General features: G+C 48.4%; 28 protein-coding genes, 3 tRNA genes, 2 pseudogenes and 2 riboswitches. Of the genes and pseudogenes, 9 read left to right on the forward strand and 24 right to left on the reverse strand.

Going from position 1 to position 26,345, the window contains the following annotated elements; all coding sequences use genetic code 11:
* Positions 1-71 precede the first annotated feature (71 nt).
* The 4 genes from L9W92_RS18940 to L9W92_RS13200 all read left to right on the forward strand — a co-directional run bounded on the left by L9W92_RS18940 (position 72) and on the right by L9W92_RS13200 (position 3,929).
* Positions 72-203 carry a hypothetical protein gene (locus L9W92_RS18940; protein ID WP_282442364.1) on the forward strand — a complete coding sequence of 44 codons (132 nt, stop codon included), beginning with the start codon at positions 72-74 and terminating at the stop codon, positions 201-203.
* A gap of 16 nt (positions 204-219) precedes the next feature.
* On the forward strand, positions 220-384 hold the full coding sequence (locus tag L9W92_RS19585) for a DUF255 domain-containing protein (RefSeq protein ID WP_502687930.1): 165 nt from the start codon (positions 220-222) through the stop codon (positions 382-384).
* Positions 385-422: 38 nt separating this feature from the next.
* Entirely contained in the window at positions 423-2,318 is a 1,896-nt protein-coding gene (locus tag L9W92_RS13195) for a thioredoxin domain-containing protein (RefSeq protein WP_512699409.1), read from the forward strand.
* Between the two features lie 144 nt (positions 2,319-2,462).
* The gene (locus tag L9W92_RS13200) at positions 2,463-3,929 is read left to right on the forward strand and encodes an amino acid permease (protein ID WP_240084222.1); all 1,467 of its coding nucleotides are present in this window, start codon (positions 2,463-2,465) and stop codon (positions 3,927-3,929) included.
* 9 nt (positions 3,930-3,938) lie between these two features.
* Here L9W92_RS13200 and L9W92_RS13205 read toward each other — a convergent pair whose 3' ends face one another.
* Positions 3,939-4,712: a sulfite exporter TauE/SafE family protein gene (locus L9W92_RS13205; RefSeq protein ID WP_240084223.1), complete on the reverse strand. Its 774-nt coding sequence runs from the start codon at positions 4,710-4,712 to the stop codon at positions 3,939-3,941.
* 586 nt (positions 4,713-5,298) lie between these two features.
* Between L9W92_RS13205 and L9W92_RS13210 the strand changes: the two genes are divergently transcribed.
* On the forward strand, positions 5,299-5,595 hold the full coding sequence (locus L9W92_RS13210; RefSeq protein WP_240084224.1) for a hypothetical protein: 297 nt from the start codon (positions 5,299-5,301) through the stop codon (positions 5,593-5,595).
* Positions 5,596-5,613: 18 nt separating this feature from the next.
* Here the strand turns inward: L9W92_RS13210 and L9W92_RS13215 are convergent, their stop codons facing one another.
* Positions 5,614-6,027: a response regulator gene (locus L9W92_RS13215; RefSeq protein ID WP_240084225.1), complete on the reverse strand. Its 414-nt coding sequence runs from the start codon at positions 6,025-6,027 to the stop codon at positions 5,614-5,616.
* Positions 6,028-6,264: 237 nt separating this feature from the next.
* Here L9W92_RS13215 and L9W92_RS13220 point away from each other — a divergent pair, with 237 nt between their 5' ends.
* Positions 6,265-6,903: an S-layer homology domain-containing protein gene (locus L9W92_RS13220; RefSeq protein WP_240084226.1), complete on the forward strand. Its 639-nt coding sequence runs from the start codon at positions 6,265-6,267 to the stop codon at positions 6,901-6,903.
* A 24-nt stretch (positions 6,904-6,927) separates the two neighbouring features.
* Here the strand turns inward: L9W92_RS13220 and L9W92_RS13225 are convergent, their stop codons facing one another.
* Together L9W92_RS13225 and L9W92_RS18945 are read right to left on the reverse strand one after the other, a co-directional pair.
* A complete protein-coding gene (locus tag L9W92_RS13225) occupies positions 6,928-7,359 on the reverse strand; it encodes a hypothetical protein (RefSeq protein ID WP_240084227.1) in 432 nt (143 codons plus the stop codon).
* Positions 7,360-7,588: 229 nt separating this feature from the next.
* Positions 7,589-7,720, reverse strand: coding sequence for a hypothetical protein (locus L9W92_RS18945; protein ID WP_282442365.1), 132 nt, complete (start codon positions 7,718-7,720; stop codon positions 7,589-7,591).
* Positions 7,721-8,007: 287 nt separating this feature from the next.
* Between L9W92_RS18945 and L9W92_RS19385 the strand changes: the two are divergent.
* Positions 8,008-8,112, forward strand: a pseudogene (locus L9W92_RS19385) (NAD(P)-binding protein); the annotation flags it as partial.
* Between the two features lie 183 nt (positions 8,113-8,295).
* Positions 8,296-9,078 (forward strand): hypothetical protein, encoded by a 783-nt coding sequence (locus tag L9W92_RS13230; protein WP_240084228.1) that lies wholly within the window; start codon positions 8,296-8,298, stop codon positions 9,076-9,078.
* A gap of 88 nt (positions 9,079-9,166) precedes the next feature.
* Here the strand turns inward: L9W92_RS13230 and L9W92_RS13235 are convergent, their stop codons facing one another.
* Positions 9,167-10,165, reverse strand: coding sequence for a GGGtGRT protein (locus L9W92_RS13235; RefSeq protein WP_240084229.1), 999 nt, complete (start codon positions 10,163-10,165; stop codon positions 9,167-9,169).
* Positions 10,166-10,188: 23 nt separating this feature from the next.
* Positions 10,189-10,881, reverse strand: a complete 693-nt coding sequence (locus L9W92_RS13240) for an iron-sulfur cluster assembly scaffold protein (protein WP_240084230.1) — start codon at positions 10,879-10,881, stop codon at positions 10,189-10,191.
* 86 nt (positions 10,882-10,967) lie between these two features.
* Positions 10,968-11,026: riboswitch (Fluoride riboswitch) on the reverse strand.
* Between the two features lie 197 nt (positions 11,027-11,223).
* Positions 11,224-11,283, forward strand: a riboswitch (Fluoride riboswitch).
* A 52-nt stretch (positions 11,284-11,335) separates the two neighbouring features.
* On the opposite strand from L9W92_RS13240, the gene L9W92_RS13245 reads away from it, so the two are divergent.
* The gene (locus tag L9W92_RS13245) at positions 11,336-13,144 is read left to right on the forward strand and encodes a dynamin family protein (RefSeq protein ID WP_240084231.1); all 1,809 of its coding nucleotides are present in this window, start codon (positions 11,336-11,338) and stop codon (positions 13,142-13,144) included.
* Between the two features lie 209 nt (positions 13,145-13,353).
* Here the strand turns inward: L9W92_RS13245 and L9W92_RS13250 are convergent, their stop codons facing one another.
* From L9W92_RS13250 to L9W92_RS13330, 18 genes and pseudogenes are all read right to left on the reverse strand, one after another.
* Positions 13,354-13,668, reverse strand: a complete 315-nt coding sequence (locus tag L9W92_RS13250; RefSeq protein ID WP_240084232.1) for an S-layer homology domain-containing protein — start codon at positions 13,666-13,668, stop codon at positions 13,354-13,356.
* A 12-nt stretch (positions 13,669-13,680) separates the two neighbouring features.
* Positions 13,681-13,776, reverse strand: a pseudogene (locus L9W92_RS19390) (S-layer homology domain-containing protein); the annotation flags it as partial.
* A gap of 21 nt (positions 13,777-13,797) precedes the next feature.
* The gene (locus tag L9W92_RS13255) at positions 13,798-14,604 is read right to left on the reverse strand and encodes an InlB B-repeat-containing protein (RefSeq protein ID WP_240084233.1); all 807 of its coding nucleotides are present in this window, start codon (positions 14,602-14,604) and stop codon (positions 13,798-13,800) included.
* Positions 14,537-15,349 (reverse strand): X2-like carbohydrate binding domain-containing protein, encoded by an 813-nt coding sequence (locus tag L9W92_RS13260; RefSeq protein ID WP_240084234.1) that lies wholly within the window; start codon positions 15,347-15,349, stop codon positions 14,537-14,539. Before L9W92_RS13260 ends, L9W92_RS13255 begins: the two co-directional genes overlap by 68 nt.
* A 624-nt stretch (positions 15,350-15,973) precedes the next feature.
* Positions 15,974-16,261, reverse strand: a complete 288-nt coding sequence (locus L9W92_RS13265) for a helix-turn-helix domain-containing protein (RefSeq protein ID WP_240084235.1) — start codon at positions 16,259-16,261, stop codon at positions 15,974-15,976.
* A gap of 21 nt (positions 16,262-16,282) precedes the next feature.
* Positions 16,283-16,609, reverse strand: a complete 327-nt coding sequence (locus L9W92_RS13270; RefSeq protein ID WP_240084236.1) for a type II toxin-antitoxin system RelE/ParE family toxin — start codon at positions 16,607-16,609, stop codon at positions 16,283-16,285.
* Positions 16,610-16,882: 273 nt separating this feature from the next.
* Positions 16,883-16,957, reverse strand: a tRNA-Gly gene (locus tag L9W92_RS13275).
* Between the two features lie 3 nt (positions 16,958-16,960).
* Positions 16,961-17,036, reverse strand: a tRNA-Glu gene (locus L9W92_RS13280).
* A 77-nt stretch (positions 17,037-17,113) separates the two neighbouring features.
* A tRNA-Lys gene (locus L9W92_RS13285) sits at positions 17,114-17,189 on the reverse strand.
* Between the two features lie 69 nt (positions 17,190-17,258).
* Positions 17,259-18,554 carry an adenylosuccinate synthase gene (locus tag L9W92_RS13290; RefSeq protein WP_240084237.1) on the reverse strand — a complete coding sequence of 432 codons (1,296 nt, stop codon included), beginning with the start codon at positions 18,552-18,554 and terminating at the stop codon, positions 17,259-17,261.
* Positions 18,555-18,564: 10 nt separating this feature from the next.
* Positions 18,565-19,953: an NAD(P)/FAD-dependent oxidoreductase gene (locus tag L9W92_RS13295; protein WP_240084238.1), complete on the reverse strand. Its 1,389-nt coding sequence runs from the start codon at positions 19,951-19,953 to the stop codon at positions 18,565-18,567.
* A gap of 208 nt (positions 19,954-20,161) precedes the next feature.
* Complete coding sequence (dnaB, locus tag L9W92_RS13300; protein WP_240084259.1) at positions 20,162-21,499, reverse strand: replicative DNA helicase; 1,338 nt, start codon at positions 21,497-21,499, stop codon at positions 20,162-20,164.
* A gap of 12 nt (positions 21,500-21,511) precedes the next feature.
* Positions 21,512-23,464, reverse strand: a complete 1,953-nt coding sequence (gene lonC / locus L9W92_RS13305) for a Lon family ATP-dependent protease (protein WP_240084239.1) — start codon at positions 23,462-23,464, stop codon at positions 21,512-21,514.
* Between the two features lie 32 nt (positions 23,465-23,496).
* Complete coding sequence (rplI, locus tag L9W92_RS13310) at positions 23,497-23,943, reverse strand: 50S ribosomal protein L9 (protein ID WP_240084240.1); 447 nt, start codon at positions 23,941-23,943, stop codon at positions 23,497-23,499.
* A gap of 227 nt (positions 23,944-24,170) precedes the next feature.
* Positions 24,171-25,133, reverse strand: a complete 963-nt coding sequence (locus L9W92_RS13315; RefSeq protein ID WP_240084241.1) for a YybS family protein — start codon at positions 25,131-25,133, stop codon at positions 24,171-24,173.
* Positions 25,134-25,137: 4 nt separating this feature from the next.
* Entirely contained in the window at positions 25,138-25,455 is a 318-nt protein-coding gene (locus tag L9W92_RS13320) for a MazG-like family protein (RefSeq protein WP_240084242.1), read from the reverse strand.
* 175 nt (positions 25,456-25,630) lie between these two features.
* Positions 25,631-25,861 carry a 30S ribosomal protein S18 gene (gene rpsR, locus L9W92_RS13325; RefSeq protein ID WP_240084243.1) on the reverse strand — a complete coding sequence of 77 codons (231 nt, stop codon included), beginning with the start codon at positions 25,859-25,861 and terminating at the stop codon, positions 25,631-25,633.
* Between the two features lie 46 nt (positions 25,862-25,907).
* A complete protein-coding gene (locus L9W92_RS13330; protein ID WP_240084244.1) occupies positions 25,908-26,303 on the reverse strand; it encodes a single-stranded DNA-binding protein in 396 nt (131 codons plus the stop codon).
* Positions 26,304-26,345 lie beyond the last annotated feature (42 nt).

Raw genomic sequence — 26,345 nt, forward strand, 5'->3', positions numbered from 1 at the left:
GATCCGAATTCCCAATTGGATGCGGATTTAAAAAAAATTCCTCTATGGTAAGTAGGAGGAATTCAATAACGATGGTTCAAGCAAAGCCTTGTGCCATCTGCCTCGGCGAATGCCGAGAGGCTATTTTGTATAAAACGATTATCGAAAGTATTATTTATTTACGCGAGGGGGACAATATCAGCGTTAATATAACGTTCAAATAAAAGGAGGTGGTTGCGCATGTTATCGGAGAAGAAAGTACCCAATAGATTGGCAAATGAAAAATCGCCTTACCTGCTCCAACACGCATACAATCCTGTGGATTGGTGGCCGTGGTGTGATGAAGCCTTTGCGAAAGCAAAAGCCGAGGATAAGCCGGTTTTCCTTTCTATTGGGTATAGCTGACTAACTTGCATTTATGAACTTGTCACTGGTGCCATGTAATGGAACGGGAATGTTTCGAAGATGAAGAAGTGGCCCGGGTCCTTAACGACGGGTTTGTTGCAATCAAGGTGGACCGGGAAGAGCGGCCGGACATCGATCACATCTACATGTCGGTCTGCCAGGCCATGACCGGGCAGGGGGGCTGGCCTTTAACAGTGCTCATGACGCCTGAGAAAAAGCCGTTTTTCGCCGGCACATATTTCCCCAAAAACAGCAAACGGGGTATGCCGGGCCTGATGGACATCCTGACCCGGGTCAAGGAAAAATGGCATTATGAAAAAGACACGTTTATCCGGGCCGGCGCTCAGGTGGCCGGAGCCATTCAACCCCAGCCGGACAGGCCTGCCGAAGGCGAACCGGGTGAAAACGATCTTAAAGACATGCTAAAAAAAGCTTTTGTTCAATACAAAAACCAGTTCGATGAACAATACGGGGGGTTCGGCGCCGCGCCCAAGTTTCCCACCCCGCACACGTTATCTTTCCTCCTGCGCTACTGGAAAAGAAACGGGGAAATAGAAGCCTTGGCCATGGTTGAGAAAACGCTGGAATCTATGTACCGGGGAGGCATCTATGATCATATCGGGTACGGCTTCTCCCGCTACTCCACCGACGGGAAATGGCTGGTACCGCACTTTGAGAAGATGCTTTACGATAACGCCCTGCTGGCCCTGGCCTATACCGAGGCGCACCAGGCTACCGGCCGTGACCTCTACGCCCGTGTCGCCAAAGAAATATTTACCTATGTCCTGAGGGATATGCGTTCGCCGGAAGGCGGGTTTTACTCGGCGGAGGACGCTGATTCCGAAGGCATTGAAGGCAAATTTTACATCTGGTCTCCCGGTGAAATCAAGGAAATTCTCGGCGAAAAAGATGGTGAAATATTCTGCCGGCTCTATGACATCACCGCCAGCGGCAATTTCGAGGGGCGCAGCATCCCGAACCTGATAGATCAGACTCCGGAAAATATAGCCGTAGCATTTAACATACGTCCCGGTGAATTCACTGATTTAACGGACAGGCTGCGGCGCAAAATCTTTGAAGCGCGCGAAAAGCGGGTGCATCCCTATAAAGACGATAAGATACTGACTGCCTGGAACGGATTGATGATCGCCGCCCTGGCCAAGGCGGCTGCCGTTTTCAACGAGCCTGTTTACAGTCAAGCCGCCGCCTGGGCGGCGGACTTTATCTTCAGAAAGCTTAGACGGGAAGACGGCAGGCTGCTGGCCCGCTACCGCGACGGCGAACCGGCCATCCCCGCCTTTCTGGACGATCACGCCTTTCTTGCCTGGGGACTGCTGGAGCTGTACGAGGCCACCTTTGCAGCTGATTACCTGCGCAAATCGCTTGAATTGACGAAACAAATGATCGCTTTATTTCAGGACAGGCAAAACGGCGGTTTTTATTTCAACGGCGCGGACGCCGAGGAACTTATCGCCCGTCCCAAAGAAATATACGACGGGGCCTTGCCGTCCGGCAATTCCGTCGCGCTGGTCAACCTGCTGCGCCTGGCCTTGCTGACAGGCGACGATGAACTGGCTGAGACAGCCGAAAAGCAAATAAATGCTTTCGCGAACATAGTTAAAGACCACCCCCGGGGCTATGCTCATTATCTCCTCGGAGTATACTTCTCCCTCGGTCCCTCCCGGGAGATAGTGATCGCCGGAAGAGCGGAGGATCCCGGGGTGATAAAAATGCTGCAGGCAGTGCGGCGTCAATTCCTACCTGACACAGTAATAATTTTTCACCCGGCGGGAGATGCTGTTCAAGGAATAGAAGAACTGGCGCCTTTCATCAGGGAACAACAGCCCATCGACGGCATGGCCACCGCTTATGTATGCCAAAACCATGCCTGCCTGTCACCTGTTACGGATGTTGACGAACTGTCCGGTTTATAAGGAAAGGGGACACACCTCCATTTAGGGTCTATCTTTGGGGTCGAAGGAATGTCCCCAATTTATGAAAGGGAACACACCTCTATTTAAGGCTTATTTTCGGGGTCAGAGGAATGTCCTCAATTTATGAAAGGGGATAAGACCGGGGTGTCTAAATGGCGAGCCAAGTCTATTGAACAGCTAATGGCCGAGAAGGAAACCAGCCGTCACCGCCTGCCGCGCACTCTGGGCGCTTTGGATCTGGCCACCCTGGGCATAGGCGCGATCATCGGCACGGGTATTTTTGTGCTGACCGGGGTTGTTTCCGCCAACTACGCCGGGCCGGGCATTGTCCTGTCTTTTGTGCTGGCGGGCATCGCGAGCGGGCTTGCCGCGCTGATATACGCGGAGATGGCTTCAATGATTCCGGTGGCCGGCAGCGCTTATACTTTCACCTATGTGTCGCTCGGCGAGATACTGGCCTGGCTGGTGGGATGGAATCTTATCCTGGAATACATCGTTTCCGCGGGCGCCGTGTCAATCGGGTGGAGTTCATATTTGGTCGATTTGCTGTCCGCCGCCGGAGTGACCCTGCCGGCTTCCATCACCAGCTCCCCTTTCAATGGGGGAGTGCTCAACCTGCCGGCGGCGCTTATTGTGCTCTTGCTCACGGGACTGATTATCACAGGCGCTCAGCACAGCGCGACAGCGAACAAATTCGTGGTAACGGCCAAACTCGCCGCGATCCTGCTGTTTATCGGGCTGGGCTTCAGACACATCGACCCGGCCAACTGGCAGCCTTTTTTGCCGTTCGGCGCCGCCGGCATCGTGCACGGAGCCGCTATTGTGTTCTTCGCCTATATCGGCTTTGACGCGGTATCCACGGCGGCGGAAGAAGTCAAAAATCCGCGGCGGGACTTGACTATCGGCATTGTGGCGTCCCTAATCACAGCCACCGTCCTTTATATCCTTGTCTCTCTGGTCCTTACCGGCATGGTTCACTACTCCACTTTGAACACCGCTTCCCCCGTGTCGGCCGCTTTACTGCGGGTGGGACTGCCGTGGGCCGCCGCCGCTATCTCCGTTGGGGCGTTAGCGGGACTAACCAGCGTATTGCTTGTCGTTCTATACGGACAAAGCCGTATTTTTTTCGCTATGGCGAGGGACGGGCTGCTTCCGCCAATTTTCGACTGGATTCATCCCCGCCTGCGCACTCCCCTGTGGGACAGTCTGCTTATCGGCCTGGTTGTAGCCGCCATCGGCGCCTTCCTGCCGATTTCCCTGGTGGCGGAGCTGGCCAATATAGGCACTCTGAGCGCCTTCATCGCCGTTTCGGCGGGGCTTCTGGTTCTGCGGGCCAAACGGCCCGACCTCCCCAGGCCTTTCCGGGTTCCATGGGTGCCGCTGCTGCCCGTGCTCAGTATGGCCATGTCCGCCTATCTGGCGCTCAATCTCCCCACCCTCACCATGGTCCGTTTCGTTATATGGATCGTCGCCGGATTATTAGTTTACTTCGCTTACGGATACAAGCACAGCAATTTATCCGGAAAAAGCAATCCCTCATTTTCTTTAAAACTCAACATGATGAAACCAGTTTCCAAAAAACTCCCCCCAGACCCGACAAAACGCGACTGATAACTTCTCTTATACCCTGGTATTGCCTTCGTCGGTTTCAGAAACAGATTTCGGCGTTCTGATAAATTTTATTCCCGTCCAGACCAGCACAACTGCGAAAATCATGCGCAAAGCAAGTTCCGGCAGGCTATGGGCAAGAGAGCCGCCAAAAAACGAGCCGAGCAGGATGCCCGGGATTAAACCCGGCAAGGTCTCTCTGCTGATATTCCCAAAACGCCAGTGGGTGTGTGCGCCGGCCAAACCGATAGGAATCATGGCCAGGAGAGAACTGCCTTGCGCGGTATACTGGGTAAAGCCGGTGAACAGCACCATCGCAGGCACCATTGTCGAGCCCCCGCCGACCCCCAGCATTCCGGAGAGGAAGCCGGTAACGCCCCCGGTTAACAAAAGAATGACCACTTTTGTCCATTCTGCTGGGGCTACCGTCATATGAGACGGATAAGATTTTAGCAGCAAAAGTATAGTTGCCACGAACAATAATCCGCCGAAAGACCTCTTCAGTTTCCATTCCGGAAGAGCATTGGCAAAGTTCGCTCCCGCCCTGGCAGTGAAAATGGCGGTAGAAGCCAAAATTATGGCGGCCGGCAGGTCAACGGAGCCTCTTGACATATAAGTGAGAGCTCCTGACACTCCGGTGAAGACTAGGGCAACAAGACTTGTCCCCTGGGCCTTGTGCTGTTCCATCTTTAGAATACCGACCATTAAAGGGATCATGATCACACCGCCGCCAATGCCGATAAGACCGCCAAAAACCCCCGTCGCCAAACCAATTAAAAAATTCAATAGAGATTCCCTCCGGATAACTGAGATCTTTTTTTTGCGTGCTGGAACATATTTACTTGGCCCATTTTTTGACTTTATCTCATAACCTGAAAAAAATCAAGAAAAACGCTAATATTTCCGCATATGAAAGCTATAACCACCGGGGAGTAAGACCGGTGGTTATAAAACGCAGTCTGGTCATCAGTTTGTATTTTTACATTTTAGATGCAGCCGCCACAGAAGCCCACACCGAAGACCAGCAGGATCAGAATTAAAAAGATAATAAACGCCTGGTTGCCAAAACCTAGACCTACAGCTTGCTCCGCTTTGACCTCGGACATAGAGGGTACCTCCTTAATATTGAAAAGTTTTTGTTTATTTCTACACTATATGAAAAGGACGATAAATGTGTTAATCCGCAGACTCCTGGATCTGCGGATTTTACGCGGCCGGAATGCAGAGATTCTTCGCGCCGGCAACATACAGTTTATTTTATGAATGTTTACTAAAATATTAAGTAAAACTGCCAACTTATTTTAAAACTAGGAAGGAGATTTTAATTATTATCAGAATCTATAATCAAAATCTTGAATTAGGTGTGCGGTGAATGAAAATAACATATTTTTTAGCATTATTAATAGCATTTACTGGGTTATACATACTATGGTCAATTTTTTTCAAAAAACCCAAAATTATGGATGATAATAGCAACAATAAAAAAGATAGGAATAAAGAATATAGACTAATTCAATCCCTTATTAGGAATATGGAGGAAGAAAATCCGCAACTTGTCAAAGATTTGATAGTACATTTAAACGCGGTGTCGAGATTAAATATTATCAAAAAATCTAATCCTGATGATATTAATTTGGTGCTTAAATATTGGTTGTATAATGACTGGTAGAGATTATGGAGAGAAATTTCAGCCCAATATATTCTCCAGCCAGCCGGGCGTGCTTAATATCAGCATTTGTTCAGTGATTTCAAGCTCAATTTTCTCAAGAGTTTCAATCAGCTTGAATACATCAACCGGTTTGCAGAAAAACGCATCTACCCCGCTATTCACCGCAGCAATAACAGCATCCATATCACCGCAGCCGGTGTTAATAATTATTTTCGCCTCCGGATTGAGATAGCGGATCTGCTTTAATATTTCAATCCCGTTCAAAACAGGCATTTTCATACCGATAATGACAGCATCATATTGATTACGCGCGTACGCCTCCAAGGCTGCCCCGGGAACGGTGAACTTGTCGCACCAGTGCCCGGCCGGCTCCAACACGGCGGCCAGGTTGTCTATACAATCCCCATCATCATCAAGCAATAGAATATTCATAATTCCTCCTGATTTTTGATAGCTCTTGACAATTTTATATTATCAATTTAATATGTCGGTTTTATGTTGATACTTTGAACATTTTATGAATATATAAAAAAATGGAGGACAACCCTCCATGCAGCCATCTATTAGTGAAACGCCTTCTATATCGTCAACTATAAAATAAGCACGACCCCTTTATTTTCCACGTAACCTTCGTAATAAATAATTAAGGATAAAAAACGGAGGGTAAAGATGATTGTTAAAAGCAGATTTATAATTGTCCTGGGTACAGTTTTATGCATGTTTCTTTCCTTAACCGGGTCCGCTCATGCCAATCTTTTAGATATTCAGGGACACTGGGCGGAACAGCAGATTAGCGATTGGCTCGATAGAGGTTTCGTTGCGGGGTACCCGGACGGAACATTTCAACCCGATAAGAGTATCACCAGGGCCGAATTTATTACAATGGTTAATCAATCATTCGGATTCAACGAAAAAGCTCAAGTTGCTTTCAGTGATGTTTCGCCCACCGCCTGGTTTTACGGGGAAATCGCCAGAGCGAAGGCGGCCGGATACATTGCAGGCTATGAAGACAATACAATAAGATTGGACAAGGCGATTAACAGGCAAGAGGCGGCGGCTATTGTTTTCCGTTTACTGGATATGGAAACCGTTGACGGCAGTAAAGCACTTTCTAAATTTGAAGACGCAGGCAATATTTCAGGCTGGGCAAAACCAATTGTTGCCGCTGTATCTGAGAAAAACCTGATGGAAGGCTACAGCGACCATACTTTCAGAGCACTGGACCGCACCACCAGGGCGGAAGCGCTGGTTATCCTGGATAGGGCTTTTTGGCTGAAATACCCAATAATTATTACCGGTGAAAAATAATATTCACATCAACCCTCTGTTGCCTTATTCCTTAAACCTTTTTTCAATTATCCGACCCATAAGTGCTCCTATAAAACCGCCAAGCATCCCGCCAAACATGGGACTGCCCAAAAGGGACCAGTATAAGCCGAAACTCCCGCCAAACTGAAAACCGATAAAAAATCCATTCCCCTTCCCACCTGCCCGATAGTATGCCTGCCACATGCCCAAATTAAGTATCGACGGGTAAAATAGAATCCATTTCCAATCCACCACTTTAAAAGACTCAGCAAAATCACCATTAAATGTGTAGTAAATAGACAAGTTTAAATTGCTGTTGATGTTTACTATTATTTCTAGAATTATCAGGACTATCCCGACTAAATAATCGCCGTTATAAAACTGTCCAAATCCCGGGAAAATGAACGACCATAAAGCGGCAACCCAAGGTTTTTTACCTTGCGAATCCTGATTCAATTACATCCACCAAGTTTCATGTTTTTATATCGTTCACTACAATAGTATTTACTATTAAGCTCAGTAAAATTAATCTGACCGCCGATACCTAATAAATTATCCCACGAGGAGTCCGCTATAAAAACAACCCCTGGGTACTCCAGGGGTTTCCTTTGCAATAAAAATCGGCTTTAAAAAATAACCACCGATTTAACGGGAACCGGTGGTTGTTATTTATATAATTTTCAGCCTAAATGCCGCAGCCACATACGCCCACTCCGAAGATGAGCAGAATGAAGATCAGGAAAATAATAAACCCGAAGTTGCCAAAACCAGTTCCGCAACCTGTGCCGCAACCTTCAGCAGCAGTACCGTATCCCATTTATATCACCCCTTTTTTCTTATAATATGCGGGATACGACAAAAATGTTAACCAGTGGATATTCACCCAAATTAATCTATTCACATAAGCTATAATGACAGTGGCAATAACTGTCACATTGACCTCCTTAGCAAAACCTGGCCGAATAAATGGCCAGGTTTTTGTTTTCCCGGCTGGAAAAAGCCACGGGCCGGTTAGTAAATTAAGTTTTTGAAATGTACAGCAATAGATTTTGGGTAATAATAATTGAAAGTGACTGATATCAAAAATTTGGAGACACTTACATAATGGCAAAACCGCGGGTAGCAATCATTGGTGCTGGTGCTGCCGGTCTGTCCTGTGCTCATGAATTGGAGAGACTGGGGTGTCAACCGGTAATTTATGAAATATCCCGTTCTGTCGGACACCCCTTTCCCCATACAGGAGCGATACTGGAAATTTTGTTTCGGTCTATTACTACCCAGGATCTTTTAGCATTTGCCCGGCAGACCTATGATATTTCTCTTATGCCTCTTAATAGAGTAAAAAAAATCATCCATATTTCCGCCAACAGCCGTTCCATAGTTCAAGGTGATTTGGGCTATCTTGTTATCCGGGGACAATTAGAAAACTCTATTGATAATCAGATTTCCGATTCATTGAAAAATACGCATATTTTATTTGACCATGCCCCGGACTGGCAAAAACTTACCAAGGTGTATGATTATGTGGTCGTGGCAACAGCACGTAAAGATATCCCCGCTTCCTTGGGATTATGGCAAGACACGGTGTCCACTTCCATTATGGGTGCCATTGTATTGGGCAGTTTTGACGAAAATACCCTTTCTATATGGCTGAACAATGATTATACTAACAAGGGCTATGCCTACCTGGCTCCATACAATTCAAAGCGTGCCAGCTTGGTTTTATGTGTGGCTAATATAGATACCGAACAACTTCCGGCCTACTGGAAAAAGTTTTTTACCATAGAAAAGTTCAATTTTACGGTTGTTGAAGAGTTTCAGACCACTCTAACAGCAGGCTTAGTCTACCCTCACAAGGTAAAAAATTTATATTTTGCCGGTGTATCCGGGGGCTTTATAGATCCTTTACTCGGCATGGGTGCTTTTCCCTCAATTGCCAGCGGAGTGATAGCCGCGCGCTCTACCATTTATCATTTGGATTACGAAAAGGAAATTTCTTTTTTGATAAATTTAATTAAAAAAGTTAACAATATACGTAATGCATTTATAAAACTGAATAATACGGATATCAACCGTCTAATAGCCATCTTGGGACTGCCTGGAGTGCAGCAACTCATTTACCGGACTAAAATAAACGTTATTGATCATATCCATTCATTAATAAATTTATGGTAAAGTCTTCGTCAGTTAAAAATCCTAGTTTGCCGGCTATACACGTATCCGGGTATACCATGGAAGTTTACTAATCAAATACCTGGAAAACTTATTTCATTGCTTCTTCAATTGCTACGGCAACCGAGACTGATGCTCCAACCATCGGATTATTACCCATACCAATCAGCCCCATCATCTCTACATGCGCCGGTACTGAGGATGAGCCCGCAAATTGTGCATCGGAATGCATTCTTCCCATGGTATCTGTCATTCCATATGAAGCAGGACCCGCTCCCATGTTATCAGGGTGAAGGGTTCTACCGGTGCCCCCTCCTGAGGCTACTGAAAAATATTTCTTTCCTTGTTCGATGCACTCTTTTTTATAAGTTCCGGCGACCGGATGTTGAAAACGTGTGGGGTTCGTTGAGTTGCCCGTAATTGACACGTCAACTGATTCATGATGCATGATGGCTACGCCTTCACGCACATCATCACAACCATAGCATTTAACCAAAGCTTTTTCACCTTTGGAAAACGGTTTTTCTTCAATAATTTTCAACTCACTGGTAAAATAGTCAAACTCTGTTTTAACATATGTGAAGCCGTTAATTCTAGAAATTATATAGGCAGCGTCTTTACCGAGACCGTTTAGTATAACCCTTAACGGTTGTTTTCTAACTCGGTTGGCGGATTTCGCGATGCCTATCGCTCCTTCTGCAGCAGCGAAGGATTCATGGCCGGCAAGAAACGCAAAACATTTCGTATCTTCCCTTAGCAGCATGGCAGCCAGGTTGCCGTGTCCGGTGCCAACCTGCCGCTGGTCTGCAACCGAGCCGGGGATACAAAAAGCCTGCAGTCCTTCTCCTAATGCTTCGGCAGCTTCGCTGGCTGTTTTTAGTCCCTTTTTTATCGCAATTGCGGCGCCGAGAGTATAAGCCCATACGGCATTTTCAAAACAGATTGTTTGAATAGCTTTTACAATGGTCTGCACGTCAATACCTTTATTCGCGCAAATCTGCCAAGCTTCGTCAAGGCTGCTCATTCCGTATTTTTCTAATACCGGGGTAATCTGATTTATTCTTCTCTCATAACTCTCAAATAGTTGCATCTCTTATTCCTCCTATCTCAAAATTATTCATGCCTGGGATCGATATATTTTACCGCCTCATCATATCTGCCGTACTGACCGGTGGCTTTTTGCACAGCTTCATTAGCATCAACGCCTTTTGCAACCATTTCCATCATCTTCCCAAGGTGCACGAACTTATATCCAATAACCTCATTGTTTTCATCCAACCCCATCCTGGTTACATAGCCCTCTGCCATTTCCAGATAACGTGTTCCCTTTATTTTGGTTCCATACATGGTGGCCACCTGGGCTCTCAACCCTTTTCCCAGATCCTCGAGACCGGCGCCTATGGGCAGCCCGCCTTCTGAAAATGCCGTTTGTGTCCTGCCATAGACTATCTGCAAAAATAGTTCTCTCATAGCTACGTTGATTGCATCGCATACCAGATCTGTATTCAGTGCTTCCAAAATAGTTTTTCCCGGTAGTATTTCTGAAGCCATAGCAGCTGAATGAGTCATGCCTGAACACCCGATAGTCTCAATTAAGGCTTCTTCAATAAGACCTGCCTTTACATTCAGGGTGATTTTACAAGCACCCTGCTGTGGCGCGCACCCACCAACCCCATGAGTAAGACCGGAAACATCTTTCACATCATAAACCTTGACCCAATTTCCTTCCTCAGGAATCGCCGCCGGTCCATGTTTTGGGCCTTTTGCCACGGTACACATGTTTTCCACTTCATGAGAATAAATCATTAAATTCTTTCCTCCTTTGAACATTTTTAATTTGGAATATCCAAAGTTGATTTTTAATTTAATCTATAATAAAAAAACTCCTACATTAATAAGTAGGAGTCATCAGCCTTATAGGCATTAGGCGAACTCCATCGCCTGCTGTCAAAAATATATAACCTGTATAATCTGATTTGTCACCTAATAAATTATCACATAAAGATTACTATTAGCAATAAAATTTTATTGATAAACAATTTTTATTCTTTTATAATCAATACACCTTTGTGTTTGGCCACGTAATTTGAAACACTACCCAAACCATATTGACCTAATAATTTTTTTCAGATAAAATGTTATAAGTTATATAACCCAGGTGATGGAGTTCACCCAACGTCTTTTGAGGCTAATAACTCCTACCAATATTTTTTATATTGGTAGGAGTTTTTTATTTTGCCGAGTGGGAGGTCAGAAATTAATGGAGCAAAGTTATGGGAAATTAAGAACTAAGGTCCTAGAAAACCTGGGATTACTCGAAAACATAGCCAAACAAAGAGAAATCGTCCACCTCGTAGAATACCTAGAAGAAATAAAGCAAAAGCTTTTACATGGCCGCTTTAATTTGGTTGTCCTCGGTGAATTCAAAAGGGGAAAAACAACTTTCCTTAATGCCCTTCTAGGGGAGGACCTTTTGCCAACTGCCGTCGTACCACTAACTTCCATTGTTACCTTGATCCAATATGGTGAGAAGATTAGTGTAAAAGTAACTTTCTCGGACGGGGGTGCCGCAGAAGCTACGCTGGATGATTTGCCCTTATACGTTACTGAAGAGGGCAACCCCTGCAATGAAAAGAATGTCAAGCTAGTTCATCTTGAGTACCCGTCGCCTTATTTAAATGACGGCGTCGTTTTAATAGACACACCGGGGGTCGGCTCAGTTTACCGGAACAATACGGATGAGACTTATAACTACCTGCCCAAGGTGGACGCTGCCATTTTTCTTTTATCGTCCGACCAGCCGATCAGCCAATCCGAGCTGGATTTTTTAAAAGACATCGAGCAGTATTCAGCAAAGACGTTCTTTATTCTAAATAAAATTGATTATTTAAATGAGCAGGATAAAAAAAAGGCACTTGAATTTGCCAAGAAAGTGCTAGCTGAAAAAGTCGGCTTCGAAGAAATAAATATTTACCCGGTTTCCGCCAAGTTAGCTTTGGACGGAAAAATTTCCTGCGACGATGAAAAGTTGAAAGCAAGCAACCTGCCGGCGTTTACCAACATTCTGGAAAATTTCCTGCTAAAAGAAAAGGGGCGTGCGGCTATAAACGCTACCTGCAATAAAGGCAACAACGCAGCCGGTGAATTGCAGCTCGGGTTGGAACTAGAGATGAAGGCACTTGGTATTCCTTTGGAAGAATTGAAGGCTAAGATAACCCTGTTTGACGAAATGGTCATGAATTTGCGGCAGGAGCAAGAGGATAACGGTTATATCTTTCAAGGTGAGAAAAGTAAGGTCTACCAGGAGCTTGAGCATGAAATAACCGTGTTCCAGGAAAGTCAAAACATGATCATTGCAAAAGACATAGAACAGGAATACCAGGCTAAAAAAGAACTCTCGGGACGTAAACTGATGCATTACCTGGAAGATTACATTGAGAAAAAGGTCCTGACGGCCTTCGACGAATGGCAACCCAAGGTTGAGGAAAAAGTGAGGGAGGCCTTCGACCGCGTAATTGCTCGGTTCACCAATAAAACAAATAAGGTAATCGGCGAACTTTTGAAGCAATCAGCGGAAATCTTTGATCTTAAAGTCGAAGGTTTTACCGAAGCAGAAGCGCTGACCGAGGAAACCAAACTTTATTATATCTTAGGCGAGCAAGCGAATATGTTTATCCCCAATGCGGCTAACTTATATGCGCTTTTTCTGCCAAAATTCATTACTGGTCCGATGATCATGCGGGTGATGAGAAAAAAGGTGGAACAGGATTTGGACCGTAACTGCGGCCGGCTCAGAACCGATTATAATGATAGGATTTCTAAAAGTGTCAAGGTTTTTAAAAACCTCCTCGAGGAAAAATTCAATTCAGCTATAGAAGGAACGCGACTTGTTTTAACCCGTGTCATTGAAAAAAGGGAGCACAGTGAAAAAGAAGCTGCCGAAGCTTATGAGAAACTGGCAGAACAGATGAAGACGCTGGAATCAGCCAGGGAAAGCTTGCGGGAAATCGCCGGGGTTAGGGTTAATCTCCAGACTTCCAAAATACCTGGCGTTTTGATGACTTTATAAAACGCCTCAAGACAGGAGAAAAATTGTTTGCTAAGTATTTAAATTTAATCCTTTTCCATGCCTATTCTACGGCCTTAGAGACAAAACCAACCTTTCCCAGCTTTATGGAATATTGGCAGAATAATTAAAAGCTGAATTTACTTTTTGAGTTGGGCTATATTCTCCGCAGTCGCGGCTATGTCGCGCATAAGCTGTTGGCGGGTCATGGCTCACCCCGGGGGCTTGGCATAGCCCGAAATGCTGCCGACATCGGGATAATCAAGCACGGTATCCATGCCGGATGGAAGGACGCCGAGGAAGTCTGCGAAACGATAGAGAAGTGCCGCCATCTGTTCACGGGTGATTTGGTCATCCGGACCGAACCTTCCGTTCCCGCTGCCTCCTATGATACCGTTTTTCGCCGCCCAAGCTATGTATTTGCCGTAATAAGCGCCGTAATCGCAGTCGGTGAAGACCCGCTCATCCGAGGGCTTGATTTCGCCGTAGCTGCGCTCATAAAGCCGCCCGATGACCGTTGCGAGCATGGCGCGGGTCATGCCCCTATCGGGGGAGAAGGTATTTCCTCCGGTGCCGGCGAAGATCTCCCGCTCGGTCACAAAGCCGATATACCCCGCCGCCCAATGTCCGGACACATCTGTGAAGCCCTTGCCGTTCTACATAACCGAAACGGTTACGCCTTCAGGAGCAATATATTTTCCGTTTGCCGCCAAGCCGATGAACACTTTGTTTCCATTGGCATTAAGGTAATACGGCACACCCGCCGATTCATCATAGCTTCCAGCCCTTCGGACCACCAGCGCGTAGGGCGAGAACTCCGTCGCCTCGAACACAAGGTACCAAACGCCATTCCTTTGTTCCAGGCGGGACGCAAGTGTCGTCACTTTGCCGCTATCCGATTTGTGCACGACATCGAGTAGCTCTTTCTTATCGAGCAGGTTTTCCGGCACCGGCAGGGAGATGGTTACAGCGTAGCCGGGCGCGGGCTGCGTTTTTTCGTTTGTGCCTTTGATGTACAGGGAGATGTCAAAGGGGTAGAACTCGTCGCCGGCACCAAGCTGAAAGCTTGCCTTGTCCTCGCCCGTATCCGTAACCTTAACCTCCACCGAATTAGAAAAGGCATTGTCCATATTGGCGCTGACGCTGATCTTGCCCATACTGCCGCTGAACAAACCGCTGCTCGTTTCGGTAACGGTGATGGTCTTTTCGGACGGCTTGACAGAGCTTCCGCCATTGTCCCCGTCTCCGTCATTGTCCCCGTCTCCACCGCCTCCGTACGTCCATTTAGCGTAGACGGTCATCGTGGCGTTTACTGGTGTCGCGGAGGTAAACTCCGTACCCGCGCCGTTTTCACCCGTGAACCAGCCGCCGAAGGAGTAGCTGCTTCTCGTCGGGTCAGAGGGAAAATTGCCGCTTCCGATGCTCTCGCCTGCGTTGACTGTTTTTGTGGCAGGTCCCGCCATTTGAGCTGAAGGTGACGGTATAGGTTGTAACCGGAGCCGCATTCACCGTTATATTGAAATCCTGCGTATAATCCGAGCTTGCGGTCAGGCCGTTTGTTACCGTTGCCCGCACAACAGCAACGCCCGCCGCCGTTGTGGACAGTATGTCCCCCGAAATTGACGCCCCCGTGTCTCCCGCGTTATAGACGCTCCATGTGACGGTTTGATTCGTCGCGTTAGCCGGTGAGACAGTGCCGATAAGCGTGAGCGGCGTACCCGCTGTCGCCGCAGCCGGCACTCTGGAAATGTCTGTTACCGCCACAAAGCCGTCCACTACATTTACCGTCAGGGTAGCTGTTGCTCCCGTGTTGAAGGTGAAAACAAAATCGAGGGCGGCGCCTGTCGTAAGCGGAAGATCGGAGAAGAAGCTGTTTTCTATGGTCAGGCCATTGCCTGCGACGGTATAGTCGTCCGAGTCCAGCGTATATACCGTTACGTCAGGTCTTATGCTGTAAACCGCATCGGTGACCGACACCGCGCTGTTCCATGTAATGGTTGCGGTTATATCGGCGGGGGCGTTCAGGTCATAATTGCAGGATGTGGGACTTATGGCCGGAGCGGCGCTGACCGTCAGATTGTTCGTCGTTGCGGTTTTGGAATTACAGGTCGGTGTTATTGCCTGCCCATTGTGGGTTGCCACCGACAGCGTCGTTCCATTGGCGGGGCTTGCCGTTATGCTTTTGCTTGCGAAGCCAGCAAAAGCCACATCCTCGGTAGAGCCGTCGTTGTATGTGAGGGTTACACTTCCAGCCCTGTAAGATCGAGGGCTTCTCCCGCCGTGTAGCTTAAGTCAGACGGCTGCGTCTTTACCGCGATAGCCGTTCTGGTGTACGGTGATATGGGGGTCTTAATGACGTCATTGACAGATCATAATCGATATCCGAACCGTTGGCCACTGTTAACCAAAGAACCGCCCGGCCTTCGCTGCTGGGAGCTTGACACTAGCAGGAATTATAAAAGCTTAGGTTAAACACCTAAGCTTTTTCTTTTAAAAATTCTAGTTGTGGTCAACTTCAAAACCCTAGAACCCTTGATTTCACTGGAGCAGGTGAAGGGGATCGAACCCTCAACCCTCAGCCTGGGAATTTGAGGAAACAAGGAAAATGTAGAGTCACAAACGGAAAACACCTTAAATAACGCGGTTTTACGGGTTCTGTGAACGTAATGTAAAACTAAGTATAAAAGCAAAAATTAAATCGCGTTGTCGTCAGAACAATTGTTTGCATACTTAACATACTTAAATTTATATATATTAATGATGGTGATGATAAAATCCAGTTACTAAATAATGAAAGAGGGGGAACCCCCTCTTCTTATTGAATGAAAGAAATTATTTGGAAACAAGTTCTAGTTTAGTGTCTAAAGCATTGGCGATTTTAACCAGGTTTTTGTAATTCGGAGGGTATTCCCTTTTTTCTATCCGGGATACCATCTGTTGGGTCAAGCCGGATTTATCAGCAACGTCTTTCTGCGTCAATCCTTTTGCTTTCCTGGTTTTAATTATTTGAGCAATTAAATCAAGCTCTGCACTTGCTTCCCGGAACGCTTCTTTAAATTCCGGGTCCTTCTCACTTTTTTCTTTTATTATTCTGCTAATGTCTATTTCCTTGAACGGCATCACAACCACTCCTTTATATTTCTACCTTAATACTTCCTTCATCCTTTTTTCAGCAGTTTCAATCTCGAATAACTCTGCTTTTCCTTTCTGTTTTTTGCAAGCGTGAAGCAGATAAACGCTTCCCTGTTCAACCACAACATAAAAAATCCGGTTTTTCGCGCGGAACTTAATCTCCCATAACTTGCCTTTGATTTGCCTTGTAGTTATGCCCTCCAGAGCGTCAAATCCCTGCTTTGAAAGCCTTTCGATTATAGCATATCCGAGCGCTGATTCGTCTTTGGGTAAGCTGTCCAAGTATTCTAGGATTAAATCTTTACCTCCGCTTGTGTGGTAGGTAAATACTCTCATTGGGTAGCCTCACAATATATTATATTTTTAATCTAAGAAAATTATACATCACCTATGATGTGAATTCAATAAATATTACGTTACAAAAAACCGTAAATGATTGTTTTATTTGGGGCAGGGATAATAATGTTTCTCTCTTTTATCATGGATTCCTTCGCATGTTTTACCGACTATGCAGAAGGAAGCGGCAAGCATTGTAGAGGGTTTTTTAACGACCATGTGACAAAAACGGCCTCCCCAAGAACGGGAGGCCTTGATTTTCCTATAAAATTCTGGAGCGGGTGAAGGGGATCGAACCCTCAACCCTCAGCTTGGGAAGCTGATGCTCTACCATTGAGCTACACCCGCTTATGGTGACCCCACCGGGATTCGAACCCGGGTTACCGCCGTGAAAGGGCGGTGTCTTAGGCCGCTTGACCATGGGGCCAATATCGGAAGCCGGAAGTCGGACATCTGAAAACTATTGTTTTCCAACATCCGACAGCAGACATCTGGCATCTGAATTGGTGAGCCATGGTGGACTCGAACCACCGACACCCTGATTAAAAGTCAGGTGCTCTACCGTCTGAGCTAATGGCCCAAAAGCCTTACATTTAGATATGTTACTATAACAGCGGCACAGTGTCAACAGTGAAATAACATTTTCACTTTATCTATAACTGTTATACAGTTCAGCGGTCAATATGGTCTGGCTGCGTTTGCTCCCAACACCGATTAGGCCGATAGGCGCGCCGGCAACCTCACTGATGCGCTCCAGGTACTTCCTGGCATTGACCGGCAGGTCCTCCAGCTTTCCGGCGGTGGTAATATCTTCCCGCCACCCCGGCATTTCCTCATAAACCGGCACACATTCGCCCAATACCTTGAGACTGGCCGGAAAATCTGTTAAAACATCGCCTCTGTACTGATAACCTGTACATATTTTTACCCTTTCCAAACCGCTTAAAACATCAAGTTTGGTAATGGCAAGGTAATCCAGGCCGTTAATACGGACCGCGTAACGGGCGATCACCCCGTCGAACCAGCCGCAGCGGCGCGACCGGCCGGTCGTAGTGCCAAACTCGCCGCCTTTGTCCCGCATAAACGCGCCTACTTCATCATTCAGCTCGGTTGGAAAAGGTCCTTCACCCACCCGGGTGGTATAGGCTTTCATCACGCCAAGCACGCGGTCGATTTTGGTCGGGCCGATGCCCGCGCCGATGCAGGCCGCGCCGGCGGTGGGGTTTGAAGAAGTAACAAAAGGATACGTGCCGTAGTCAAGATCCAACAGCGTTCCCTGCGCCCCTTCAAAAAGTATGTTTTTTCCCTGCTTAAGCGCATCGTTTACAATAACCGGCACATCCGCCACATATTTTCTGAGAGTGTCCGCATAGCCTTTATAGGTTTTTAGCACAGCCTGGCAGTCGACGCCCTCACTGTCGTAAACCCTGGTTAACATGCGGTTCTTGCCTTCCACATTCCTTTCCAGCAAAACCGCCAATTCATCGGGATCGATCAAGTCAATCATCCTGATCCCTATACGCGCGGACTTATCCATATAAGCCGGGCCGATCCCGCGGCTGGTCGTTCCAATTTTATTCTTCCCCTTGCTTGCTTCCTCCGCCTGATCCTGGAGCTGGTGGTAGGGGAAAATGACGTGAGCGCGCTGGCTGATCTTTAAATTGGCCGCGCTAATCCCGCTGCTTTCCAATGTTTCCAACTCTTTAATCAACACCGCCGGGTCAATCACCACACCACTGCCGATAATGCAGGTTTTATCCCCGTAAAGAATACCTGACGGGATTAAATGAAGCTTATAGAGTTTGTCGTCAACAACCACCGTGTGCCCGGCGTTGTTGCCCCCCTGATAACGCACAATCACATCAGCTTTTTCAGCCAGGAAATCAGTAACCTTCCCTTTACCTTCATCCCCCCACTGAGTGCCGATAAGAACAACAGTAGACATTGGCAACCCCCTAAATCCGATTTATTATTTCCCTCGCCGCCAGAACTCCAGCCGCTGAAGCCTGGGCCAATCCTCTGGTTATACCGGCCCCGTCCCCGGCGGCAAAAAGATTCTTCACCTCAGTTTCAAGGCAGTTGGACAGTGCCAGGCGGGAAGAATAAAACTTAACCTCGACACCGTACAGCAGCGTATAGCGCGAGTAAACTCCCGGCGCAATCTGGTTGAGCGCCTTTAGCATCTCCACGATCCCCATCAAGTGGCGATAAGGAAATACCAGGCTCAAATCGCCGGGGGTCGCTTCGGCCAGCGTCGGCATTGTCATGCACTTGGCCAGCCTATCCCTGGTAGACCGGCGGCCGGCCACCAGATCGCCCAAACTCTGAATAATGACACCGCCTCCCAGCAGATTGGCCAAACTGGAAATATATCTGCCGTAAGCAATCGGCTCTTTAAACGGCTGGGTGAAGTTCTTGCTGACCAGCACGGCAAAATTTGTGTTCTCGGTTTTATTAAAAGCATGGCTATGGCCGTTTACCGTCACCAGCCCGCCGTTATTTTCCAGAACCACTTCCCCATTCGGGTTCATACAAAAGGTTCGCACTCTATCGCTAAACGTTTTAGAATAATATAATAATTTGACTTCATAAAAAATGCGGGTGAGGTGCTCCATTACCGCGGCGGGCAGTTCCACCCGCACACCGATGTCCACCGGATTCACCGACATCTGCAAGCCAAGCTGCTGCGCCTCCCGCTTCAGCCAATCCGCGCCTTCCCGGCCCGGCGCCAGAATTACGCACCGGGCATGGTAAACCTCGCCGTCCCGAGTGACAACCCCCTGGACGACCTGATCTTTTACCAATACTTCCTCAACTTGGCAGGAGGTCAGCACATCCACGCCCCGGTCAACGAGAAATTCCTTCATTCTCTCTAGTATTTCCCCGGTGCGGCCGGTGCCCATGTGCCTGATCCGGACCGGCAGCAGCTTCAATTCAGAAAGCACCGCGCGCCGCTGCATATCCTGGATCTCTTCCTCATGCTCCATGCCGAATACCTGCTCAGGCGCTCCAAAACGGAGATACTCCCGGTCGATATAATCAATTAAATCCGCCAGCTTCTTTTCTCCGGTATACATTCCCAGGCTGCCGCCCACCTCTGTGGACAGGGTCAGCTTGCCGTCGCTGAAGGCGCCGGCTCCCCCCCAGCCGCAGACAGTGGAGCAAGGCTGGCATTTGAAGCAGGCGGCGTTTCGCTCGCGGGCGATACAAACGCGCTTCTCAATTTCCCGGCCCTTTTCAATAATTAATATTTTCAGGCCGGTTTTCGCCTGAACAAGTTCAAGGGCGGCGAATATACCGGCCGGCCCCGCTCCGACAATGATTATATCATACTGTTTAACCAAAAAACTTCCCCCATATGTTTCCATACCGTTAATCATGCATTTATCGTTTTCCAGCCGACATAAAAATAACCCAAACAACAAACATTTACCAGTTGCTATTTGAGTCTTCCGCATTTTGCCAGGGCTGAAATTGGCTTGGTATCCTTTCCGGTCAACATAAATATTTTAATGAACAATGTCCCCGGTGTCAATAAAATAATAGCGGATATTACGGCTGGTAATCACCGGCGTTTTTCAACAAGGGCACAAACTTGGTCAACTCTTTGAGAAAACCCAGTTCAACTGTTCCGACCGGGCCGTTGCGGTGTTTTGAGATAATAATTTCCGCAATCCCCTTTTTCTCCGAATCAGGATTATAATATTCATCCCGGTAAATAAACATTACCAGGTCGGCGTCTTGTTCCAGCGCGCCTGACTCTCTCAAATCGGACATAATCGGGCGCTTGTCCTGCCGCTGCTCCACCGCGCGGCTGAGCTGCGCCAGGGCCATGACCGGCACGTTCAACTCTTTGGCCAAGCCTTTCAGGGCGCGGGAGATATCCGCGATTTCCTGCTGGCGGTTTTCCGAACGGCGGGTGCCCTGCATCAGCTGAAGATAATCGATAATAATCAGGCCCAACCCTTTTTCCACCTGGAGCTGCCGCGCCTTGGCACGGATCTGCCTGGTAGTGATGGCGGGCGTGTCATCTATATATATGGGCGCCTTGGCCAGCCTGCCGGCAACCTCGTGCAGGGCCTGCCAGTCTCCCTCCTCAAGCGAACCGCTGCGCAGGCGTTGCTGGTCGATCTTGGCCTCCGCGCAGAGGATGCGCTGAACCAGCTGCTCCTTGGACATTTCCAGGCTGAAGATAGCCGCCGGAACATTATGCTTTAAGGCGGCGCTGTAACCTATGCACAAGCCCAGGCTGGTTTTGCCCATGCTGGGCCGGCCGGCCAGAATAATCAGGTCACTGGGCTGCAGCCCGTGGCATATTTTATCCAGGTCGCCGAAAGAGGTAGGCACACCGGTAACGCTGCCCCGGTTGTTATAAAGAAATTCCATATGGGTCAAAGCATCCAGCAGAATGTCCTTGATTGAAAAAAAGGCGCCTGTCACGCGGCTGCTGCCCAGTTCCATGATCATCCGCTCAGCCTCGGCGATCAGCTTTTCCGGCTCCTCGCTCTCCTCGTAGCCCATGCCGGCGATCCGGGTGGAAAGCTGAATCAAAGTGCGCAGCAGGGACTTTTCCTGGACAATGCGCGCGTAATACTCCACATTAGCGGCAATAGGGGCCATCTCCGCCAGCGAGGCGATATAAGCCACGCCGCCGGATTTCTCCAGGCTCCCCTGCTGCCGGAGTTGTTCCGACACGGTAATCAAGTCAACCGGGCTGCTGTTCTCATTTAACGCAAGCATGGCCTCGTAAATCAACCTGTGGTCTTCCCGGTAAAAGTCTTCGGGCCGGACCAGTTTCATGGCTTTATAAACAGCTTCCCGGTCAAGAAGAATAGCGCCAAGCACGGACTGCTCGGCGTCAATGTTCTGAGGGGGTACTTTTTCCAACAATGGGCTCACCTACTAACTGACTAAAACATCAATATCCGCGGATTGGAAAACATAACTCATCATCTCTTCCACAGAATTAACCGGGATCACCCGGATTCCCTTTAAATCCGCTGGGATATCTTTTTTATTTTCGTAAGGAACCAGAACGGTTTTGATACCCGCCTGCCTGGCGCCGTATATTTTTTCAAAAACGCCGCCCACCGCGCGTACTTTACCCTGGATGGACACTTCACCGGTTACAGCTACGTCCTGAGGTATGGAACGGCACTGGATCGCGCTCAAGACAGCCAGGAAAATGGCCGCGCCCGCGGATGGACCGTCAATCCGGCCGCCTCCCACCACATTAACATGCACGTCATAATTTGCCAGATCCTCACCCGTCAACTTGCGGATCACTGAAGCAGCGTTAAAAACCGAATCCTTGGCCATACTGCCGGCGGTATCATTGAACCGGATAGCTCCCTGTCCTTGATTGCGGGCGGGGAAAGCCACCGCTTCGATCTCCAGCACTGAACCCAGAAAACCCAGCACGCCCAGGCCGAAAAGCTTTCCCACCTCCCGCTGAGAGGAGGCCTTGCGGGTCACATGCGGGCTGAGCCGGCTAACCTGTACCACCTCCAGGACATCCTCAATGGTTATCACCGGGAGAGCGCCATCCTGCTCGCTGCGGTAGCAGGCTAATCCAAAAGCGTCGGCCAGGATGTTAATAGCCTTGCGGCCCTCAATCGTATACTCGCCGATTATTTCCGGGACCTGCCCGTCCATCTCCACATTCAGCTTGACAGCCGCTTGTTTTAGGATCTCCTGAATGTCTTTGGGCGTAAGCGGCTCAAAATAAATTTCCGCGCAGCGGGAACGAATAGCCGGGTTAAGATCAAGCGGGTCGCGCGTGGTGGCGCCGATGAAGATAAAATCGGCGGGCGCCCCTTCTTCAAAAATCTTTCTTATATATTGAGGTATGCTGTTTTCATGCGCGTCATAATACGATGATTCAAAAAAGACCCTTTTGTCTTCAAGTACTTTCAGCAGCTTATTTTGCAGAATGGGATCCATTTCACCAATTTCATCAATAAAGAGCACACCGCCGTGGGCATCGGTAACCAGACCCAGTTTTGGCTCGGGTATGCCGGTATCAGCCAGGTCCCGCCTGGCCCCCTGGTAAATTGGATCGTGCACCGAGCCGAGGAGCGGGTTGGTTACTTCACGCGGGTCCCAGCGCAGGGTCGTCCCGTTGACTTCCACAAAAGGCGCGTCCTTGGCAAAAGGCGTTTTTTTCGCCCGTTTCGCCGCTTCCAGCGCCAGGCGGGCGGCCGTCGTCTTGCCCACGCCGGGCGGCCCGTATAAAATAACATGCTGCGGATAAGGAGAGGACAGCTTGGCCAACAACGCCTTAATTGCCCGGTCCTGACCGACAATTTCCCCAAAAGAAGCCGGTCGTAAAAAATCCATCGCCGAACTGGACAAATTTTTCTGCTCCAGCTTTTCCAGCACAGCCAGCTTTTTTAACGTCTGGGCATTTTCAGGCCCGGCATTATCCTTAAGCACTTGTATTTTTATTTCTTTAATGTAATCTTCATGTTTCTGCTGGAGTCTTTCACTAACCTTTCTTTCCAGTTGATCCTCCACTGTCCGGCGGGCAATGCTGTCAGCGATTTCTTCCTCAATCTGCTCCAGAATTGGCGGGATGTCCGCCAGCGCAGGCGGGTTTTCGTAAGTCGGATCATCAAATACCAGTTTCTGGAGGGCAAGCACTCTCTCTTCTAACTTTTCAGAGCGCATTAACTGCAGCGCCTCCAGTTTGCCTGCGCGCAAAACCAGCTTGTCCGAACCGTACAGGTTGGCCAAAAGGTCATACAGCACATTTACCTGGCGTTTTAACTGGGCGTACCTTTTATGTCTGCCTTTCAGTTTACTGGTGGTGTCTTTTTTGGAAACCCCGATACACTTTTCGAGGAATGCTTTCATCTTCTGCTCCTTCCCGATCTGGCTATGAAGTATTACTCCCCAACCACTTCCACCATAATTTCAGCCTGGACAACAGGATGCAGCTTGGCTGTCACCGGGTAACTCCCCAGTTGTTTAATCGGCTCTTTGATTACAAGTTTCTTTTTATCCAGTTTGATTTTGTGCTGGTCGGCCAGAGCATCGGCAACATCCTTATTATTGACCGACCCGAAGAGTTTGCCCGCTTCGCCGGTTTTAGTTTTAACAACAACGGTAAGGTTGTTCAAACTCTCCGCCAGTTCCCTGGCCGCCTGCTCGATCTTCCGCTCTTTAACTTCGGTGGCCTGCCTGCGGTGGGCCATCTCCTTCAGCCTCCCTTGAGAAGCCTCGCCGGCCAATCCGCGGGGAAACAGGTAATTTCTGGCGTACCCTTCGGCAACATTGAGCACATCTCCGCGCTTACCCTGACCAGCCACATCTTTTAGCAAAATAACTTTCATCTCGCGCCTCCCCGTAAGTTGGTCTCAATAAGGAAAGGGGACACACCTCTCTTTAAAGCTTGGCTTTGGGGCCGAGGAATGTCCCCTAATTTTGAAAGGGGTCACACCTCTATTTAAAGCTTGGCTTTAGGGTCGAGGAATGTCCCCTAATTTTGAAAGGGGTCACACCTCTCTTTATAGAGCTGACTTTAGGGTCGAGGAATGTCCCCAACGAATGCTGAACGAGTTCACTTCAGGTCCGGCAACCGCCGGAAATTAATCAAGGGGTCAGTTGCCCCCAACAACAACAATACCGTAATGCTAAAGGGAAGGTAAGAAAAAGACAGAAACAAAAAAATTATTTTCAGCGGCAGCGCCAGTTTAATCTTCCGGTAATAGAAAACTGCCACTGATAATCCCATAAACAGGTACAGGCTTAACAGAACAAATAAAATGTTTTTTCCCGCCTTCGCCAGCAACGGACTAAACTGGTCACCCAGCAAGATAAACCCCAGGCCGGCGATCAACCCCCAAATACTATACCACGGCAAATACATGGTGGAAAATAAAGGAGCCGGAGGAATCTTGAACTGCAGACGCTCCAGAACTATCCTCGCCAGAATGTATGTCAGCGCGGCGGAAATTGCCGATGAGACAACAATCTGACCGGGAATATACAATTCATAAATACTGATCAGATATTCATTAAAATCCGCCTGTCTTTCCGGATGCATATTTTCGAATGCCTGCATTTGCTGGTTCATGGCCATCCACTGCTGCTCCAGCAAACGGCGTTCTTCCTGTCCCAGCGCCAGAGGGTTTTCACCGGTCAGGGCATACATCAGCGCCACCGACGCCACCGTCAGCGCTACCGCCGCCGAAAGGGCGGCAGCAAGACTCTTGCCTGAAGAAACATAATTCTTGAAAAGCATCCCGTACACTATTCCCAGAAGTCCGTAACGAATGATCATGACCAGCGCCGCCGCCGGCTCCTGTCCGGCAAAGAGCATTACAAAGCCGGCCGTGGCCAGCCCCAGAACACCGTACCTGGCATCAAGGCGTAACACCAAAAGTATTGCCGGAAGCGGCATAAAGACTACCGCCGGAAAATAAAATAAAGGTAAAAAAACACCTGCCAGACCGGTAACAGCGATAAGAGCGGTATAAGCAACCCATTCCAACAGGCCCCCGGTTTTTTCGCCGGCTGCCAAGGGATCACCTCTTTTTGTCAACCAGGTAATTTAACAAGTTGGAAATATCTCCGTACCATCTTTCCACTTCGTGGTTCTCATCAATACCCTGGCGCAGTTTGGCTTCGATCTTCAAATCGAGGCGGGGAAAGCTGATCCCCAGCCGCCTGCCCAGGATATAACAGGTGATCACCAAGCTGGCCAGCGCGTCGAGGATCAGCTCCTCACTGCCCCTGAGCATCGATTTAAAAAGTGCTGCAAGGGAGGTGAGCAGGTCGGCTTTTAACCACTCGATAATCTTGATATTCTTGGCGATACCGCCCTCCTGGCCGCCTGTAATCATTTTATGTCCTCCCGGCATGAAACAGATAAAATCTGCATAGCAACAATAGCTTCTTATATTCTATGCAGCTAGTTTTTTTTCCTCCCTCGCTCCGCAACGAATCAGCTGTTATTTGTTCCCCTATTTGTTGCGTGGTTAGCAATAAGTAAGGGGAGCTTATCGGCTCCCCATGTTGTCATTCCGCTGTATAAGGCAGAAGGGCGATATAACGGGCCCTTTTTATCGCCGTCGTCAGCAGCCGCTGATGCTTGGCGCAGTTGCCGGATATCCGCCTAGGCAGGATTTTCCCCCGCTCGGTAACGTACTTTTTAAGACGCGGCACATCCTTATAATCAATGGCCGCCATTTTTTCCACACAAAAGCTGCAGATCCGCTTTTTGCCCCTGCGGCCTCTTTCACGTTTCAATAAAATACCTCCTTATGCCGGCGCCTGAATAACAGCCGCCTGTTTTTTAAAACGGAATATCATCTTCGTTAAACCCAATCTCGCTGCCGTAACCCTGATTCTCACCGGCAGCCGCCCCGGCTTCTTTAGCACGGTCGAGAAAACGCACATTGTCGGCGACTACTTCGGCAGCTTTCCTGCGAACGCCCTGGTTGTCTTCATAAGAGCGCACATGCAGTCTGCCTTCGACCGCTACCAGCCTGCCCTTGCCGAGATAGTTGGCACAAGTTTCGGCCAATTTCTGCCAAACAACAATATCAATAAAGTCTGTTTCTTTTTCCCGATCTTTCGAAACGCGCCGGTCAACCGCCAGGGTAAACTTCGCCACGGCAATTCCGCTCGTGGTATAACGCAGATCAGGCTCTTTGGTCAGCCTGCCGATTAAGACGATTCTATTCAGCATATTTTCACCGTCCCGGTCTTTCTAACCCCGGCTAACGCGGAG

The organism is Pelotomaculum terephthalicicum JT (assembly GCF_022410535.1).
In the GTDB taxonomy this organism is placed as follows: Bacteria; Bacillota; Desulfotomaculia; order Desulfotomaculales; family Pelotomaculaceae; genus Pelotomaculum_D; species Pelotomaculum_D terephthalicicum.

Coding starts and splice junctions, on each gene's coding strand:
- L9W92_RS13270 (WP_240084236.1), bottom strand. CDS start 16,609: ATGAGAGTATTTACCTACCACACAAGCGGAGGTAAAGATTTAATCCTA.
- L9W92_RS13245 (WP_240084231.1), top strand. CDS start 11,336: ATGGAGCAAAGTTATGGGAAATTAAGAACTAAGGTCCTAGAAAACCTG.
- L9W92_RS13250 (WP_240084232.1), bottom strand. CDS start 13,668: ATGCTCGCAACGGTCATCGGGCGGCTTTATGAGCGCAGCTACGGCGAA.
- L9W92_RS13330 (WP_240084244.1), bottom strand. CDS start 26,303: ATGCTGAATAGAATCGTCTTAATCGGCAGGCTGACCAAAGAGCCTGAT.
- L9W92_RS13220 (WP_240084226.1), top strand. CDS start 6,265: ATGATTGTTAAAAGCAGATTTATAATTGTCCTGGGTACAGTTTTATGC.
- L9W92_RS13255 (WP_240084233.1), bottom strand. CDS start 14,604: ATGGCGGGACCTGCCACAAAAACAGTCAACGCAGGCGAGAGCATCGGA.
- L9W92_RS13195 (WP_512699409.1), top strand. CDS start 423: ATGGAACGGGAATGTTTCGAAGATGAAGAAGTGGCCCGGGTCCTTAAC.
- L9W92_RS13320 (WP_240084242.1), bottom strand. CDS start 25,455: ATGATTACAGGCGGCCAGGAGGGCGGTATCGCCAAGAATATCAAGATT.
- L9W92_RS13210 (WP_240084224.1), top strand. CDS start 5,299: ATGAAAATAACATATTTTTTAGCATTATTAATAGCATTTACTGGGTTA.
- L9W92_RS13240 (WP_240084230.1), bottom strand. CDS start 10,881: ATGATTTATTCTCATGAAGTGGAAAACATGTGTACCGTGGCAAAAGGC.
- L9W92_RS13290 (WP_240084237.1), bottom strand. CDS start 18,554: ATGTCTACTGTTGTTCTTATCGGCACTCAGTGGGGGGATGAAGGTAAA.
- L9W92_RS18945 (WP_282442365.1), bottom strand. CDS start 7,720: ATGGGATACGGTACTGCTGCTGAAGGTTGCGGCACAGGTTGCGGAACT.
- L9W92_RS13235 (WP_240084229.1), bottom strand. CDS start 10,165: ATGCAACTATTTGAGAGTTATGAGAGAAGAATAAATCAGATTACCCCG.
- lonC (WP_240084239.1), bottom strand. CDS start 23,464: ATGAAAGCATTCCTCGAAAAGTGTATCGGGGTTTCCAAAAAAGACACC.
- L9W92_RS13215 (WP_240084225.1), bottom strand. CDS start 6,027: ATGAATATTCTATTGCTTGATGATGATGGGGATTGTATAGACAACCTG.
- L9W92_RS13265 (WP_240084235.1), bottom strand. CDS start 16,261: ATGCCGTTCAAGGAAATAGACATTAGCAGAATAATAAAAGAAAAAAGT.
- L9W92_RS19585 (WP_502687930.1), top strand. CDS start 220: ATGTTATCGGAGAAGAAAGTACCCAATAGATTGGCAAATGAAAAATCG.
- L9W92_RS18940 (WP_282442364.1), top strand. CDS start 72: ATGGTTCAAGCAAAGCCTTGTGCCATCTGCCTCGGCGAATGCCGAGAG.
- rplI (WP_240084240.1), bottom strand. CDS start 23,943: ATGAAAGTTATTTTGCTAAAAGATGTGGCTGGTCAGGGTAAGCGCGGA.